This window comes from Phyllobacterium sp. NPDC097923 (assembly GCF_044760925.1).
GTDB classification, from domain to species: Bacteria; Pseudomonadota; Alphaproteobacteria; order Rhizobiales; family Rhizobiaceae; genus Phyllobacterium; species Phyllobacterium calauticae.
The window spans coordinates 453,672-470,979 of the sequence record NZ_JBIWBL010000001.1 but is presented as its reverse complement, the minus strand read 5'-3'; the positions used below and the strand labels follow the sequence as shown (position 1 = coordinate 470,979).

Genomic DNA, 17,308 nt, shown 5'->3' with positions numbered 1-17,308 from the left:
TGCCGCCATAGTGTCCGCGCGCTTCACCACATGGCAGGAAAACAGGAAACCAAGAATGACTTCGCGCCCAAACACCCAAATCGAACTGACCCCCGAGCTGATCGCGGCGGCAGCAGAGGCCAAAGCATGGCCCTTCGAAGAGGCGCAGAAGATCATCAAACGCTATGAAAAGTCCGGCTATCCCGACTCGATCCTGTTCGAGACAGGATACGGCCCGTCCGGCCTGCCGCATATCGGCACGTTCGGCGAAGTCGCGCGCACGTCGATGGTCCGTCATGCCTTTCGTGTCCTGACGAAGGACAGCGTCAAGACAAAGATCCTTTGCTTCTCGGACGACATGGACGGATTGCGCAAGGTTCCGGACAATGTGCCGAACCGGGAGATGATGGCTTCGCATTTGGGCAAGCCGCTTAGCCGCATTCCCGACCCGTTCTCCAACGAGTATCCATCGTTTGGTGCGGCCAACAACGCGCGGCTGCGGGCGTTTCTCGACCGTTTCGGTTTCGACTACGAATTTGCCTCGGCAACGGACTATTACGCTTCCGGCCGGTTTGACGAGACATTGCTCAAGATGCTGGCGGCCTATGATGATGTCATGAACATCATCCTGCCCACCCTGGGTGAGGAACGCCGGGCAACCTATTCGCCTTTCTTGCCGATCAGCCCGCGCACCGGCGTTGTCCTGCAGGTCCCGATGATCGCCCGCAATGTGCAGAAGGGCACCATCACCTATGAAGACCCCGATACCGGCGAACACGTCGAAACGGAAGTGACCGGCGGCAAGGTCAAGTGCCAGTGGAAGGCTGACTGGGCCATGCGCTGGACCGCCCTTGGCGTTGACTACGAGATGGCCGGCAAGGATCTCATCGACTCCGTGACCCTGTCGTCCAAGATCTGCCGCGCCATTGGCGGCAGGGCGCCCGAAGGCTTCAATTACGAGCTCTTCCTCGATGACAAGGGGCAGAAGATTTCCAAGTCGAAGGGCAATGGCCTGACCATCGATGACTGGTTGACCTACGCGCCGACCGAAAGTCTGGCACTTTATATGTTCCAGAAGCCGAAGACGGCGAAGAAGCTGTATTTCGACGTGATCCCGAAGGCCGTGGACGAGTATTTCACCTTCCTGTCCGCCTATCAGCGGCAGGAATGGAAGGAGCGCCTCGGCAATCCGGTCTGGCATCAGCATTACGGCAATCCGCCCGTGCTCGACATGCCGGTGCCCTTTGCCATGCTGCTCAATCTCGTCAGCGCGTCGAATGCCGAAAATGCCGACGTTCTCTGGGGGTTCATCTCCCGCTATGCGCCTGGCGTGACGCAGGAAAACAACCCGAAGTTGAACGAGCTCGTCACCTATGCGATCCGTTACTTCAACGATTTCGTCAAGCCGACCAAGAAGTTCCGCCCCGCGGACGACGTTGAGCTTGCGGCCTTGAAGGGTATTGATGCGCAGCTTGCCACCTTGCCGGCGGATGCGGATGGCAATGCCATCCAGAACGCCATGCTGGATGTTGCCCGTGGCATCGAACGCTATCAGGATCACACCAAGAAGAGCCCGGAAGGCGGGCCCGGCGTATCGGTGTCGTTTTTCCAGATGCTCTATGAACTGCTGATCGGACAGGAACGCGGGCCGCGGTTCGGTTCCTTCGTCGCGCTTTACGGCATCGCCGAAACGCGGGCCCTCATTAAAAAGGCGTTGATGGGCCAACTGGCATAGTTGCTCCATATCTGGAGCGAAATCGAGGGAGGACGGAATGATTGACCATATCGGAGTGAATGTCAGCAATTTCGACGAGAGCAAAAAGTTCTACCAGAAAGCCCTCGCGGCCATTGGCTATGAATTGATCCTCGAGTTCCCGGCATCCGTGACCGGGAGTGCCGACGTTGCCGGCTTTGGCGAAGGCGGCAAGCCCGATTTCTGGATCGCCAGCGGCATCGCGAACAATCCACCGGCTCACATTGCATTTCGCGTCAACACGCGCGCACTCGTCGATGCCTTTCATAAGGCAGCTCTGGAAGCTGGCGGCAACGACAATGGCCAACCAGGGCTGCGCCCCCATTACCATCCGGACTATTATGGCGCCTTCGTGCGTGATCCGGACAACCACAATATCGAGGCCGTCTGCCACGAAGGCTGACACCTCGAGGCTTTCTACTGCGGCTTTGGCGGGAACGGCGCATCCGGAGCGGGTACAGCCAGCGGTGCCGGCTGTGGTTCTGCCGATGGCAGCGGCAGCTCGCCAGCGGCAACGGGAGATGGCAAGTCGCTGGTGGCGGGAAGCGATGGCGGCGGGCTGCCGAAAATACCGCGTTTTGCCTCCTCAGCCTTCTTCATATTATCGGCCAGGGGCGAGCCGTCACTGGCTCTCGCCCAGCCATTGTCAACAAGCCATGCGGCCAGATCGGTCGTGCCAAGCTTGCACTGGGTGGAAACGAGCGCTTCCGGAGGAAGGTCGGGAACATTGCATTCTATGGCGCGCGAACGCAGCCAGTTGCGGAAGGCAGTGCGGGCCGCCGTGCCGCATGGCCACGACGTCCCGCCATCGACAGCGCATGTTTCTTCCGGCGGCACGACATTGATCCCCTCGATGGCGATCCTGTAGCCTGAGACATCCACGGTTCCTGCGGCCGTCGCTACCGGGCGGTAAAGCAGTTTGGGCCGTGCCGTCGTATCGACAGGCACAGGAGGCGGAGGGGGTGCAGGCGGGGTCGCGTGGCCCATGTCACTCAAGGGTTGGCGTGGTTCGATACGCTGCAACGGCCCGGATTCCTTGCCGGTCATCGAAAATCCATCCGGATCGACCTGCCGTGCGGCAGTGGCGGTTTGTGCCGGAGGTGGTGCAGATTCCGGCGGTTGCGGCGGTGTGTCCGGCGCGGCCTCACCTGTATCAGCCGGTACCTGAAAATTTTCGGGGGCAATCGTCACGTCCTGCCCGCTTACACCTGCTGCTGGCAGCCCGATATAGAACGGGGAGATAAAGACATAGGCCAGACAGAGTCCGACCAGAATGGTCAGAACGTAAAGCGGTATCCGGCGCATGGGAAATGGCTCCCTGTTATTGGCTAGCCCACAGGATTCGGGCAATCCAGTCGATATGAACCGCATCGAACGTCCGGTTGGCATGCTCCGGATTCATCGATTGCAGTTCAATGGTGCGTGGGGTCTGGCGCGTCAGAATCTTCGCCATGACCTCACCTTCCTTCGTGCGGACCACGACGCGGTCGCCGCGGCGCACCGGAGCGCCAGGAGCGACAATGATCGTATCGCCGTCGCGATAAAGCGGCAGCATGGAATCCCCGGAAACCTCCAGCGCATAGACCGCTTCCCCGGAACCAACGGGAAACTCAACCACATCCCAGCCCTGGCCGACCGGGAATCCTCCATCGTCGAAGAAGCCGCCGGCGCCCGCCTGCGCAAACCCCAGAAGCGGCACGGACCGCATGGCACCCATGCCGGCCCTTGTACCCTTGCCGCCGACAACCAGCGTCATGAATTCATCGAGCGAAGCGCCCGTCGCTTCCATGATCTTGGCCAGCGATTCCGTCGACGGCCAGCGGGCACGGCCGTCGACCGCATAGCGTTTGGATTTGTTGAACGTGGTCGGATCAAGCCCGGCGCGCTTCGCCAGACCCGAAACGGACAGCGAATGACGTTCTGCCAGCGCATCGATGGCCGCCCAGATACGGTCATGTGAGAACATGGGACTCTTCCAGATAAAGGAAAAAATACCTTCACTAAAGTTTTAGGAGGGAATTGGGGAAAAGTCGAGATAAAACGCGGAAAACTTTCTTATATTGCGAGAGGACTTGTGCGTGGTTCGACAAGCTCACCATGAGGGAGGGAGAGGATTGCAGGGAGCACTATTCTGCAACGTTTGCGATTAGCCTTGCAGCCAAATCACTCCCCTCATGGTGAGCTTGTCGAACCACGCACCAACTGCAATGAGGGGATCAGCAAGTGATCCCCTCATATCCCAGTCAGGCCGCCTTTTTCTTCTTGGCTTCAACCGGATAGGGATTGAAGCGCTCATAGAAGGTGTCGCCCTTCTCGGCCATGTCGAGCAACAGCTTCGGCGCCTTGAATTGGGCACCGTATTTGCGTTGCAGGCCCTTGGCGATTTCCACGAACTTCGCCGCGCCGATACCGTCGATATAGGACAGCGTTCCGCCCGTATAAGGTGCAAAGCCGAACGCCAGGATCGAGCCGACATCCGCTTCGCGCGGATCGGTGACAATCCCCTCTTCCATGACCCGGGCCGCTTCCAGCGCGATGGTGAACAGGAAACGCTGCTTGAGCACGTCCACATCGATCTTGTCGGCGTCCTGCTGCGGATAGAGCGTCTTCAATTCCGGCCACAGATGCTTCTTGGCCGGCTTGGCCGGATAGTCATAGAAGCCCTTGCCGTTCTTGCGGCCACGGCGGTCGTACTTGTCGACAAGCGTGTTGACCAGCTCCACATGCCGCGGATCGACGGCCTTCGGTCCAAGATCGGCAAGTGTCGCCTTGAGGATTTTCTGCGACAAATCGATGGCCGTCTCGTCATTGAGCGCGAGAGGACCGACCGGCATGCCTGCCATGCGGGCGACATTCTCGATCATTGCAGGCGGAACGCCTTCAACGAGCATGTTGTAGGCTTCCGACATGTAGCGCAGAACACAGCGATTGACATAGAAACCGCGTGTATCGTTGACGACGATTGGCGTCTTCTTGATCGCACGCACATAATCCAGCGCGACCGCCAATGCCTTTTCCGAGGTCTTCTTGCCGAGGATAACCTCGACCAGCATCATCTTGTCGACGGGCGAGAAGAAGTGGATGCCGATGAAGTTCTTCGGACGCACTGATACCTTGGCAAGGCCGGTGATCGGCAGGGTCGAGGTATTGGAGGCAAACACGGCCGCAGGCTTCAGCACGGCTTCCGCCTGCTCCGTTGCCTTGCGCTTGACATCGCGGTCTTCGAACACGGCTTCGATCACAAGGTCGGCACCGTCAAGCTCGGCATATTGCGTGGTGGCGGTGATCAGGCCAAGGAGCTTTTCCTTGTCTTCTGCCGTCGCCTTGCCACGCTGGATATCCTTGGTGATCAGCTCAGCCGTATGCGCCTTGCCCTTGTCGGCGGCTTCCTGCGTCTGATCGATCAGCACAACGGGAATCCCTGCCTTGGCTGTGACAAAGGCAATACCTGCTCCCATGAAACCAGCACCGATGACACCGACCTTCTTGAACTTGGTCGGCTTGACGTCGGCCGGGCGGCGCGCACCCTTGTTCAGTTCCTGCAGGGAAACGAACAGCGATCGGATCATCATACCCGCTTCCGTGCTCTGCAGGATGTTGGTGAAGTAGCGCTGCTCAATCTTCAGACCGGTATCGAAGGGCACGAGGAGGCCTTCATAGACGGATTTCAGGATCGCGGCCGCACCGGGATAATTGCCATAGGTTTCGCGGCGCAGGATAGCTGTCGCAGCCGGCCAGAGATTGGCACCCGCTGCCGAATAGATCGCACCACCGGGGAGCTTGAAACCCTTTTCATCCCATGGCTGGACTGGCTTCAAACCGGCCTTGATCATCTTCTTGGCGGTTTCGACGAGCTTCTTTGCCGGCGCGATTTCATGCACGAGGCCCATGGCCTTGGCACGCGCGGCAGTCAGGCTGGAGCCCGTCGTCATCATCTGCAGGGCATCCTGCTGGTTGGTCAGGCGCGGAACGCGCTGTGTGCCGCCGGCACCCGGGAAAATACCGACCTTCACCTCAGGCAGGGCCATCTTCACCGATGGATCATCGGAGACAACGCGGCCATGGCAGGCCAGCGACATTTCAAATGCGCCGCCCATGCAGGTGCCGTTGATGGCCGAAACCCATGGCTTGCCCGATGTTTCGAGCTTGCGGAACAGGCCGCCCATCTTGCCGGTGTTTTCGAACAGGAGTTCGACGGCTTTCTTGGGGTCTTTGGCCTTTTCCTCCTGGAACAGCTGGAACATGCGCTTGAGCATGGTCAGGTCCGCGCCGCCGGAGAAGGTATCCTTGCCGGATGTGATGACCGCACCCTTGATCGCCTCGTCCTTGGCAACGCGGTCGACGATGGCGTCGAGTTCCTTCATCACCTCTTCGGTGAAGACATTCATCGACTTGTCGGGCATATCCCAAGTGACCAGCGCAATGCCGTCCGCGTCGACGTCGAATTTGAAGTTTGTATAGCTCATCTTCTGCTCTCCCTCAGACGCGTTCGATAATCGTTGCGGTGCCCATGCCGGCACCAATGCACAGCGTGACCAAAGCCACATTCAGGTCACGGCGTTCCAGCTCGTCAAGCACCGTGCCGAGGATCATCGCACCAGTTGCCCCGAGTGGATGGCCCATGGCGATGGCGCCACCATTCACGTTGATCTTGTCGCGCGGAATGTTGAAGGCCTGCATGTAGCGCAGCACAACAGCCGCAAATGCCTCGTTCAGTTCGAACAGGTCGATATCCGAAATCTTCATCTTGGCGCGCTTCAGCAGCTTTTCCGTCACATCGACCGGACCGGTCAGCATCAAGGCCGGATCGGAACCGATATTGGCAAAGGCGCGGATGCGGGCGCGCGGCTTGGCGCTCAATGCCTTGCCGGCACTTTTCGAGCCGAGCAGGACACCGGCGGCACCGTCAACAATGCCGGATGAATTACCAGCATGGTGTACGTGGTTGATGGTCTCAACTTCCGGATGCGCCTGAATACCAACGGCGTTGAAGCCGCCCATTTCGCCCGGCATCACGAAGGAGGGATTGAGCGACGCCAGCGCCTGCATGTCCGTTGCCGGACGCATGTGCTCGTCGTGATCAAGGATGGTCAGGCCGTTCTGGTCCTTGATGCTGAGAACGGAATTCTTGAAGTAGCCCTTCTTCCAGGCTTCCCCGGCACGCTTCTGGCTTTCAACGGCATAGGCGTCGACGTCATCGCGGGTAAAGCCATACTTGGTGGCGATCAGATCGGCCGATACACCCTGCGGCATGAAATAACCGGGAAGGCCCACCGACGGGTCCATGTACCAGGCACCGCCGGACATGCCCATGCCAACGCGCGACATGGATTCCACACCGCCGGCGATGACGATGTCATCGGCACCCTGCACGATCTTGGCGGCGGCAAAATTCACCGCGTCGAGGCCTGAGGCACAGAAGCGCGAAATCTGCATGCCGGGCGCCTTGAAATCATATCCGGCTTCGAAAGCCGATGAGCGCGGAATGACAGCGCCGGCTTCACCGACGGGATCAACGCAGCCATAGATGATGTCGTCGACCAGCCCCGTGTCGAGACCATTGCGGTCACGCAGCGCTTCCAGCACCTTGGCGCCGAGACGGACGGCGGGCACTTCATGCAGGCTGCCATCCTTCTTGCCCTTGCCGCGCGGCGTGCGGACGTGGTCATAAATATATGCTTCGGCCATTTCATTCTCCCTTTTCGAACCGCACCTCAGAGGCTGCGGGCGATCAAAAGCTTCATGATTTCATTGGTTCCGCCATAGATCCGCTGGACGCGGGCATCGCGGAACATACGTGCGATCGGGTATTCGTTCATATAACCGTAGCCGCCATGCAGCTGCAGGCACTCGTCAACGATCTTGTTCTGCAGGTCGCTCAACCAGTATTTCGCCATGGAGGCAGTGACCGGATCGAGCCCGCCATTGACGTGGCGTTCCACACAGTGATTGTAGAAGACGCGTCCGATGGTGGCTTCCGTCTTCATTTCGGCCAGTTTGAACTGGGTATTCTGGAAATCGATGACCGCCTTGCCGAAGGCCTTGCGTTCCTTGACATAGTCCGAGGTAATCGCGATGGCGCGCTCGGCCATGGCAATCGCCGTGCCGCCGATCTGCAGACGTTCCTGCGGCAATTGCTGCATCAACTGCACAAAGCCCTGACCCTCTTCGGTTCCGAGCAGGTTCGCTGTGGGCACGCGGACATTGTTGAAGAACAGTTCCGAGGTATCGTTCGATTTCAGTCCCACCTTGTCGAGGTTGCGGCCGCGCTCGAACCCTTCCTGCCCATCCGTCTCGACCACAATGAGCGATGTGCCCTTGGCGCCCTGCGACGGGTCCGTCTTGGTCACGACGACAACCAGATTGGCGAGCTGGCCATTGGTGATGAACGTCTTCGAACCGTTGATGACGTATTGATTGCCGTCCTTCTTGGCGCTTGTCTTCACGCCCTGAAGGTCAGAACCGGCACCCGGCTCCGTCATGGCGATGGCGCCGATCAGTTCGCCGGTCGCCATCTTCGGCAGCCACTTCTTCTTCTGCTCTTCCGAACCATAATGCAGAATATAGGGAGCAACGATTGAATTGTGCAGGGCTATGCCGAAGCCATCGACACCAACATGGCTGATGGCTTCCAGGATGGCGCTTTCATGGGCATAGGTACCGCCGGCACCGCCATATTCTTCCGGCATGGAGGCGCACAGAAGCCCGTTCTCGCCGGCAAGCTCCCAGATGGAACGGTCAAAGATTTCCTGCTTTTCAAAACGGTCGTAGTGCGGCAGAACCTCCGCTTCGAGAAACTTCGAAGCCATATCCTGCAGCATCACCACATCGTCAGTCTTCCAGTCGGGTTTTGGTACGCCCAACACGTCTTCCGGCCGAATAGACATCTCTAACCTCCCTAGAAATCACCTTTCGCTGCATATGGGAGCCTCCGCTCCCTTTTGCATCAATCAGAATGCCTCCGCCGTCAGCGTCATCATCGTGTCCGCACCGGTCTGGATGCGGGCGAGATGCGCCGATGTTTCCGGCATGACGCGTTCCATGAAGAATTTCCCGGTGACGAGCTTGGTCTCGTAGAAATCCTTCTTCTCGGCACCTTCCGCCAGTTTTGCATGGGATGCCTTGGCAATCTGCGCCCACATGTAGCCAAGCGACACCAGACCGAAGAGATGCATGTAATCGGTCGATGCTGCCCCGGCATTGTCCGGGTTCGCCATACCATTCTGCATCAGCCACATCGAAGCGGCCTGCAGGTCATTGAGACCTTTCTTCAGATGCTTGGTGAAGAAGGCGAGGTTTTCATCGCCGCGGTTCTCCTCGCAGAAATCACCGACCTCCTTGAAAAACGCCATGACGGCGCGGCCGCCATTGGCGCCAAGCTTGCGGCCGACGAGATCGAGCGCCTGAACGCCATTGGCACCTTCATAGATCATGGCAATGCGCGCATCGCGCACATACTGGCTCATACCGTGTTCTTCGATGTAGCCGTGACCGCCATAGACCTGCTGTGCCATGACCGCGTGCTCAAAGCCCTTGTCCGTGAGGACACCCTTGAGAACCGGGGTCATCAGGCCGAGAATGTCGTCGGCAATCTGCTTGTCACCCTCGTCATCGGAACGATGCGCGACATCCGACTTGAGCGCGGACCACAGGATGAAGGCGCGGCCGGCTTCATTGAACGACTTGATCGTCATCAGAATGCGGCGGATATCCGGATGCACGATCAGCGGATCGGCTTTCTTGTCCGGCGCCTTCGGCCCGGTCAACGCACGGCCCTGGAGACGCTCGCGCGCATATTCCACCGCGTTCTGGTAAGCGATTTCCCCGATGGACAGGCCCTGCAGGGCAACGCCGAGACGCGCCTCGTTCATCATCGTGAACATGGCGCGCAGACCCTTGTTCTCGCCGCTGATGAGGTAGCCTGTGGCTTCGTCATAGTTCATCACGCAGGTCGAATTGGCGTGGATGCCCATCTTCTCTTCAATCGAGCCGCAGGACACGCCATTGCGGGTACCGGCATTGCCGCTGTCGTCGAGATTGAACTTCGGCACGATGAACAGGGAAATACCTTTCACGCCTTCCGGCGCACCCTCGATACGGGCAAGCACCAGATGGATGATGTTTTCCGACATGTCATGCTCACCGGCGGAGATGAAAATCTTCTGGCCGGAAATCTTGTAGGAGCCATCGCCATTGGGCGCGGCCTTGGTGCGCAGCAGGCCGAGATCGGTGCCGCAGTGCGGCTCGGTGAGGTTCATGGTGCCGGTCCAGGTGCCATCGACCATTTTCGGCAGATAGGTCTGCTTCTGGTCGTCAGTGCCATGCGTCAGAATCGCGGCAATCGCGCCCTGCGTCAGGCCGGGATACATCACCAGTGCCATATTGGCCGAGGACATGTATTCGCCAACGGCAACATGCAGCGCATAGGGAAGACCTTGACCGCCGAATTCCGCCGGTATGGCCAGGCTCATCCAGCCGCCTTCGCGGTACTGATCGAAAGCGGCCTTGAAGCCTTTGGGCGTGGTGACCGTGCCGTCCGCATGACGCACGCAGCCTTCATGATCACCCGACTGGTTGATCGGAAACAGCGTGTTTTCGGCCAGCTTGGCGCCTTCGCTCAGGATTGCCGCAACGATATCGGGCGATGCATCGGCGAAACCTGGCAGGTTGTTGTAGCGTTCATAGCCCAGGACATCATTGAGAATGAAAAGCGTGTCTTCAACGGGCGCGCGATAACTCGGCATCAGTTTCCTCCAAAACATAAACGAGCAAAACGGCCCGGAGACTTCGGTGCCGTCGGATTTTCCATCTCTTTAACAAATTTTGACGTTTCCGTAAACGTCAAAATTTTGTGAAGTTTTGCTCCTGTGGATCGATCTTTCTGAATGGGATGCCCTGTTCAACGAGACGATAGCGATGAGAGATGGATTCCAGCGATTTCGGCTGGTGCCGCGTCTATGAATTACAATGCCAGCGTATCACATTTTTAACGCTTCCGGCCCATCTCTTAACCAGTTGTTTACCACGTTTCGCCAATGTCACGGTGTCGGTAAACCGTGTCTATGAGTGATTTGTTTTTCACGGCTTGTCGGACCGCATGGGGCAAACGGTCCCGGCTTTCCGGATTGGCAATGTGCAGAACGCATTCTTGAGCTTCGGAAGACCGAGACCAGACAAAGCCAGAATGGCAGGCGACCATCGCCAGCGCTTCCGGCCGTGCCCCGTGGAACAGAATTAACCCGCCGGATCACTGGCGTAAACACGGCAAAGCAGGCGTCCATGACGAACCAAAGGTCACTACTGGAACAGGTCAATGTGAACCGGTCACGCCGCGAGACCACATCGCTCGACAGTATCAACCGCACGCTCGAAGCGCTGGAAAGCCAGCTGCGCGAGACGATGGAGCCGGATTATTCGGATTTCGACCAGGACCAGACGGATATTGCCGACCGCTTCGCCGCACTGGCTTCCCGCGCCGGCGCGGCATCGGCGCCGAGACACAAGCCATCCGACGACCTGCCGTCCTTTGCCAGCAAGCCCCACAATGGCAAGCACGATCTTTCGGCCATTGCTGCCCGCATCAAGCAGTTGCGCGAAGAAATGCGCGACGATGCCCGTGCACCGGCCCGGCATCATGCTGAACCGCACACGGAAACCTTGCGGCGCCTGCACCAGTCAACTGCAAGCCGCAATCTGGACGACAGGTCCGGTCGCGCGGACAATGGTCATCTGTCGATGCTGCGCGGCGATCTTGATGAATTGAAGCGCACCGTTACAACACTCGCCCGCGAAGAATCGGTCAAAAGCCTGAACAATCGCTGGGATGCGATGGACGAACGCTTCGACGCCTTCCGTCAGGATCATCCGCTGGGCGGGCGGCTCGACCAGATCCGCCAGGCGGTGGATGTATTGCCGCAATCGATTCCGCTGAAGAAGGTCGAAGACAAGCTCAAGACACTGGCAAGCGCCGTGGAGCAGATGTCGCGCACGGGAACATCAGGCGTGAATGGCGACTTCATGCGCCAGATGGACGAGCGGCTCGATGAAATCAGCCGCGCCATCGTGGCAACGGCCCGCCCTGCCCAGGCAAATCACATCGACACCGATGCCTTCGAGCGCCTTGAAGCACGCATCGCAACCCTGAGCAGCAAGGTCGAAGCGGTTGCCTATGACCGCACCTCGGACACGATCCTGCAGCGCATGGGCGAACTGGCCGAGCGCGTTGATCATCTGGGAGCGATGCGCGCAACACCAACCATCAATCTTGACGCGCTGTCCGAACAGCTGTCGTCCGTCACCCGTCATCTGGAGAATACACCGGCCTCCATCAGCATTACCGATTTCCGCGATCTGGAAGACCGGGTCCTGCACATCATCCATCGTCTGGAAACAGCGCCCCAGCAGGCACCGGCCGCCGATCCGGCATTCATGCACCAGATCGACCAGCGCTTCGAAGAGCTGACCCGCCGCCTCGATGACCATCACATGATGGCCGAGCACAGCGACATCCGGCTGACCGACAATCTCGAAGCCCGCTTTGACGATATGGCGCGCTATATCGCCCAGAACGTGCCGCAGGTCGATGGTTCGAACGATGCCATCCGCAATCTCGAGTTGCAGATTGCCGGTATTGCCGAGCATCTCTCGCATTCCAACGATCGTTATGCGGAATTTGCGGCCATCCCGCCGCGTCTCGACGCCATCGAGGAATCGATGGCCATGAACCGCGACTTCGTCGTGGAAGCTGCACGCCAGGCGGCATCGGAAGCCATCCGCAATTCGGCCAATTTCAGTAACGCCCATGACGGCGTCATCGCCCGCGAGCTCGCCGACGATCTGAAAACGCTGGAAAGCCTTGCCCGCAAGTCGGAAGACCGCAATTCCAAGACTTTCGAGGCCATTCATGACACGCTTTTGAAGATCGTTGACCGCCTTGGCTCCCTGGAGAATGGCGCTGTCGCCGGATCGCATGTCACGGCGGCCGCCAAAACCAAGACCGTGGTCGATGCCTATGAGGCACCATACCGCGACGCCGAGACCGCTTTTGAAGCCCCGGTTTTTTCCAAGCTGGATGATGTTCCGGCGCACATGACAATGGCCGCAGACGACGCTGACCAGCTGGAACAGGCGGCTCGGGCGCGCAAATCCCTGCTGGGCAACCTGACCCGTGGCATGAAATCCCGCAGCAAACAGGAACAGGCGCATCGGGAGCCAACCATCGAGACAATCGGCAGCGATGAAAAGATCGACGACAAGGTCGATCTTGACGCCGAAATTCTCAACCGGCCGCTTGAACCCGGCTCGGGCATGCCGGATCTCAACTCCATCCTCAAGCGCGTGCGTGACGAACGCCGCGAGATGAACCTTGGCAGCGATACGGGCATTGGCAAGGCGGATTTCATTGCCGCAGCCCGCCGCGCTGCGCAGGCAGCGGCAGCGGAAGTCGAAAGCCAGACACGCGGTTCCAGCCGCAGGGATAGCGCGGAGGGCAAGAAGGGCAGTCTGCTGGCCCGCCAACGCAAGCCCATTCTCCTTGCCATCGGCGCCATCATGATTGCGATCGCCGGCCTGCAACTCAAGAACGCCTTCTTCAGCGGGCCCGCAGCAGTGAACGGCGATACCGGTTCGGTCGCTGCGCCGATGGTGCCGACAGCCGAACCCAAGGCGCAGGTTGCCGCATCGGCAGTTCCTGCAGCACCGGCACCGTCCGCTCCTGCCCCCGCGCCGCAAACTGCCGCCGCAAGCACCCCGAACGAGGAGCAAACCGCTGCGCCTGCGCCAACCCAGGAAACCGTGGGCAGCCTGATTGCCGCCCAGTCTTCCGGGACGGATGTCCCGGCATCGGCGAAGGTCGATACGAGCGTGAGCCAGATTCCTGCCATCCCGGTCGAAGCAGGCCCGGAACCGCTGCGCGAAGCGGCGGCCAGCGGCAATACCAAGGCTCTGTTTGAAATCGGCGACCGCTACATGGAAGGCCGGGGCGTCCAGAGCGACTACGCGAAGGCCGCCGAATGGTACACGCTTGCCGCCGACAAGGGCTTTGCGCCTGCACAATACCGCCTGGGCAATTTTGCCGAAAAGGGTCTCGGCGTCCCGCGCGACCTTGCCAAGGCAAAGACCTATTACCAACTGGCCGCCGAACAGGGCAATGCCAGCGCGATGCACAATCTGGCCGTGCTGTTCGCAGCCGGAGCGAATGGCGCGCCGGACAATGAATCCGCGGTCATGTGGTTTACCAAGGCGGCCGAACTCGGCGTGAAGGACAGCCAGTTCAACCTCGCAATCCTGTCTGCCAAGGGCATGGGGATGCGGCAGGATCTGGAAGAAAGCTACAAATGGTTTGCGCTGGCCGCCAATGCCGGTGACAAGGACGCCGGCCAGAAGCGCGACGAAGTTGCAAAGGCCATGACCACCGATCAGCTGACCCGGGCCCGCGAAGCCACCGCGCTGTGGAAGCCAAAGCAGATGAATCCGGAAAGCAATGCCTTGAGTGTGCCGGAGGAATGGCGCGAGAGCCCGACCACCACCGGTTCGATCAACATGGAAAAAGCCGTCCGCAACATTCAGCTGATCCTCAACAAGAATGGCTATGACGCCGGCGGCTCGGACGGCAAGATGGGCACGAAAACCCGCGATGCCATCATGGCGTTCCAGAAGAGCAACGGCTTGAAGCCGACGGGCAATATCGACAAGGATCTGGTCAAGCGGCTGCTCGAAAAGAACACCTGAACCGGCCAAGGCGACTGTTGCGACACATGGGTTCGTGTTTGGGGCAACACGTTGACGCCCCAGCAGTCATTGTTTGACTTGGCGCGCGGCTGAGGGCAAGAAACTTTAACGCATTCTGTGTCAGCCTGTGCGCAGAATGCATTAAAGAATTTCTGTCATCATGGTGTGCGAACAATCGCCATAACGCCGTGATGGGTTCGGGGTCTGAATTGGGAATCTACCTGCCAATAGCCGAGATTTCGGTCAATATCTTCGTGCTGTTCGGCATGGGGGCAGCGGTTGGATTCCTGTCGGGCATGTTCGGCGTCGGCGGCGGATTTCTCATCACGCCGCTGCTGATCTTCTACAACATCCCGCCCGCCGTTGCCGTTGCCACCGGCGCAAACCAGGTTATTGCCTCATCCTTCACCGGTGCGCTGTCGCATTTCAAGCGCGGCACGCTCGACGTCAAGCTGGGAACGCTGCTGGTCATCGGCGGCGTGGTGGGGGCAGGCGTCGGCATTTACGTCTTTGTCCTGCTGCGCGAACTCGGTCAGCTCGACCTGATCGTGTCGCTGCTCTACGTGATCTTCCTGAGCACGATCGGCGGGCTGATGCTGCTGGAAAGCGTCAGGTCCATGCGCCGGACAAGGGCCGGCCAGCTTGCCAGTCTCAAGAAACCGGGACAGCACAATTGGGTGCACCGGCTGCCCTTCAAGATGCGGTTTCGCGCCTCGAAGATCTATGTGAGCATCATCCCGATCCTGGCGCTGGGCGCGGCCATCGGCTTCCTATCGTCGATCATGGGCGTCGGCGGCGGCTTCATCATGGTCCCCGCCATGATCTACCTTCTCAAAGTGCCGACCAATGTGGTTATCGGCACATCGCTCTACCAGATCGTTTTCGTGACGGCTTTCACCACCGTCATGCAGGCAACGACCAACCAGTCGGTCGATATCGTGCTGGCCTTTCTGCTGATGAGCGGCGGCGTCATCGGCGCGCAGTACGGCACGCGCATCGGGCAAAAACTGCGCGGCGAACAATTGCGTGCGCTGCTGGCCACGCTGGTTCTGGCCGTGGGCCTGCGCCTTGCCATCGAACTCTTTGTCACCCCCGACGATCTCTATTCGATCGCCATCGCGCTTGCCGCGCCGGGGGCATCATGAGCAAGCTGGCAACCGCCCTTCTTCTCATCCTGGCATCGCTGTCCGCGGCCATGGCACAGCAGTTGCCGGGGAACAAGGAAACGATCGAGATTGGCCTGTCGACCGATACCATCGCCATCACTTCGGGCTTTCGCGGCACGGACCTGACCGTCTTCGGCGCGCTCGACAATGCCGACCCGCTGATCCAGCGGCAGGGCCGTTATGATATCGTCGTGATCCTGCAGGGGCCCGAACGCGATTTCGTCGTGCGCCGCAAGGACCGGTTTTTCGGCGTCTGGATCAATGCGGAATCGGTGTCGTTCCAGCACATTCCGGCATCCTATTCCCTGGCCTCGACGCGGAACCTTCAGGACATCGCCGTTCCCAAGACGTTTGCCCAATTGTCACTCGGCGTGAACAATATCTTTTACGAGCCCATGCCCGACGGCTTCGGCTCCAGCGCATCGCTGCGGGAATTCACCAAGGAGTTGCCACGGCTGAAGCTCAAGCAGAACCTGTACAGCCAGCGTCCGGGTGACGTGCAGTTCCTGTCATCGACCCTGTTCCGCGCAACACTGTCCCTGCCTGCCAATGTGCCGGTGGGCAAGCATCAGGCGCGGGCCTTTCTGTTCCGCAATGGCGAATTCCTGCGCGAAAGCTCGACCAGTCTCAATATCGTGAAAGCCGGGCTGGAATACCGCATCTACAAAGCAGCGCACGAAAACAGCCTGCTCTACGGTCTGTTTGCCGTGTTCCTGGCTGTGATTACCGGCTGGATGGGCCGCTTGATGTTCCGGAAAGACTGATCAGGCGCGCCCGGCAACGACGATCAGCCCCTGCAGGGGCTCACCGCGGTCAAAGCGGATCGCCTCGCGCCCGATCGTTGCCGGAGCAAGGCCATGTTCGGCCAGAAGGCGGCGGACATAGTCTTCCGAATGGGTATAGCGCAGCGAGGATTGCAGGATCAGTTCGCCATCGTCGGCATGGGTTTCCACCGAAAAGGCAAACAGCCCGTTGGGGCCGAGCGCGTGGACAAGACGCGCGAAGGCTCTGTCGAGATCGCCGACATAGACAAACACATCCGCCGCGATAATGAGATCAGCCGAGCCTGCGGGATAATCGAGTTCGTTGACATCGCCTTTGAAGAGGCGGTCATAGACGTGCTTTTCCTCGGCCTTCTGCAGCATGGCTTCGGAGAGGTCCATGCCTGCCATATGGTCTACATCTGCCCGGAAATAGTCGCCCATCAGGCCCGTGCCGCAGCCGACATCGAGCATGGACAGATAGTGTCTTCCGGGCGCCGCCGCCTTGATGGCCTTGGCCAGCAGTTCCGGCACGCGATAGTGCAGCTTGTCCAGAAGCGCCGCCTCGAAGGTCGGGGCATAGGCATCGAACAGCGTCTCGACATAGGCCGTCGGCGGATTGTCCGGCACCACCGCATAGCCCGAGGCCGCCAGTTTCAGCGTCGCACCGAAGCGGTCGTCGGGATCGAGTTCCAGCAGGCGCCGCCACGTCTCGGCTGCGGCGTCCTCGTCACCCGCGGCTTCCTCCATTTCGCCCAGGCGATAGAGTCCGGCGGTCCATTCCGGCGTGATGTCCAGCGCCTGCCGCATCAGATCGGCGGCGGCCACGTGATCACCGGACTCGAACAACATATCGGCATAGGAAGCGCGGCGGTCCGCAATCAGATCACCCGAGGACAGGAACGCCCGTGCCATGCTGG

At 59.6% G+C, this 17,308-nt stretch carries 12 protein-coding genes; 5 read left to right on the top strand and 7 right to left on the bottom strand.

Annotation, left to right across the window (positions count from 1 at the left end):
* Positions 1 to 55: 55 nt before the first annotated feature.
* Both ACIQWS_RS02355 and ACIQWS_RS02350 read left to right on the top strand, forming a co-directional pair.
* Positions 56 to 1,714: a lysine--tRNA ligase gene (locus ACIQWS_RS02355; protein ID WP_403169857.1), complete on the top strand. Its 1,659-nt coding sequence runs from the start codon at positions 56 to 58 to the stop codon at positions 1,712 to 1,714.
* A gap of 37 nt (positions 1,715 to 1,751) precedes the next feature.
* Positions 1,752 to 2,135 carry a VOC family protein gene (locus ACIQWS_RS02350; RefSeq protein WP_403169854.1) on the top strand — a complete coding sequence of 128 codons (384 nt, stop codon included), beginning with the start codon at positions 1,752 to 1,754 and terminating at the stop codon, positions 2,133 to 2,135.
* A 14-nt stretch (positions 2,136 to 2,149) separates the two neighbouring features.
* Here the strand turns inward: ACIQWS_RS02350 and ACIQWS_RS02345 are convergent, their stop codons facing one another.
* From ACIQWS_RS02345 to ACIQWS_RS02320, 6 genes are all read right to left on the bottom strand, one after another.
* Entirely contained in the window at positions 2,150 to 3,037 is an 888-nt protein-coding gene (locus ACIQWS_RS02345; protein WP_403169851.1) for a thermonuclease family protein, read from the bottom strand.
* Positions 3,038 to 3,053: 16 nt separating this feature from the next.
* Positions 3,054 to 3,698: a helix-turn-helix transcriptional regulator gene (locus tag ACIQWS_RS02340; RefSeq protein WP_346306006.1), complete on the bottom strand. Its 645-nt coding sequence runs from the start codon at positions 3,696 to 3,698 to the stop codon at positions 3,054 to 3,056.
* Positions 3,699 to 3,975: 277 nt separating this feature from the next.
* Positions 3,976 to 6,198 carry a 3-hydroxyacyl-CoA dehydrogenase NAD-binding domain-containing protein gene (locus tag ACIQWS_RS02335; RefSeq protein ID WP_346305625.1) on the bottom strand — a complete coding sequence of 741 codons (2,223 nt, stop codon included), beginning with the start codon at positions 6,196 to 6,198 and terminating at the stop codon, positions 3,976 to 3,978.
* Between the two features lie 13 nt (positions 6,199 to 6,211).
* Entirely contained in the window at positions 6,212 to 7,420 is a 1,209-nt protein-coding gene (locus ACIQWS_RS02330) for an acetyl-CoA C-acetyltransferase (RefSeq protein ID WP_223611899.1), read from the bottom strand.
* Positions 7,421 to 7,446: 26 nt separating this feature from the next.
* Positions 7,447 to 8,619: an acyl-CoA dehydrogenase family protein gene (locus ACIQWS_RS02325; protein ID WP_223611901.1), complete on the bottom strand. Its 1,173-nt coding sequence runs from the start codon at positions 8,617 to 8,619 to the stop codon at positions 7,447 to 7,449.
* Positions 8,620 to 8,682: 63 nt separating this feature from the next.
* A complete protein-coding gene (locus tag ACIQWS_RS02320) occupies positions 8,683 to 10,476 on the bottom strand; it encodes an acyl-CoA dehydrogenase C-terminal domain-containing protein (protein WP_403169845.1) in 1,794 nt (597 codons plus the stop codon).
* Positions 10,477 to 11,011: 535 nt separating this feature from the next.
* Here ACIQWS_RS02320 and ACIQWS_RS02315 point away from each other — a divergent pair.
* The 3 genes from ACIQWS_RS02315 to ACIQWS_RS02305 all read left to right on the top strand — a co-directional run bounded on the left by ACIQWS_RS02315 (position 11,012) and on the right by ACIQWS_RS02305 (position 16,391).
* Complete coding sequence (locus ACIQWS_RS02315; protein WP_403169842.1) at positions 11,012 to 14,461, top strand: peptidoglycan-binding protein; 3,450 nt, start codon at positions 11,012 to 11,014, stop codon at positions 14,459 to 14,461.
* Between the two features lie 191 nt (positions 14,462 to 14,652).
* Positions 14,653 to 15,606 (top strand): sulfite exporter TauE/SafE family protein, encoded by a 954-nt coding sequence (locus tag ACIQWS_RS02310; RefSeq protein WP_223611906.1) that lies wholly within the window; start codon positions 14,653 to 14,655, stop codon positions 15,604 to 15,606.
* Entirely contained in the window at positions 15,603 to 16,391 is a 789-nt protein-coding gene (locus ACIQWS_RS02305; protein WP_403169839.1) for a TIGR02186 family protein, read from the top strand. The genes ACIQWS_RS02310 and ACIQWS_RS02305 overlap by 4 nt, the downstream gene beginning before the upstream one ends.
* Here ACIQWS_RS02305 and ACIQWS_RS02300 read toward each other — a convergent pair whose 3' ends face one another.
* Positions 16,392 to 17,303, bottom strand: coding sequence for a methyltransferase domain-containing protein (locus ACIQWS_RS02300; protein ID WP_403169836.1), 912 nt, complete (start codon positions 17,301 to 17,303; stop codon positions 16,392 to 16,394).
* Between the last annotated feature and the right edge of the window lie 5 nt (positions 17,304 to 17,308).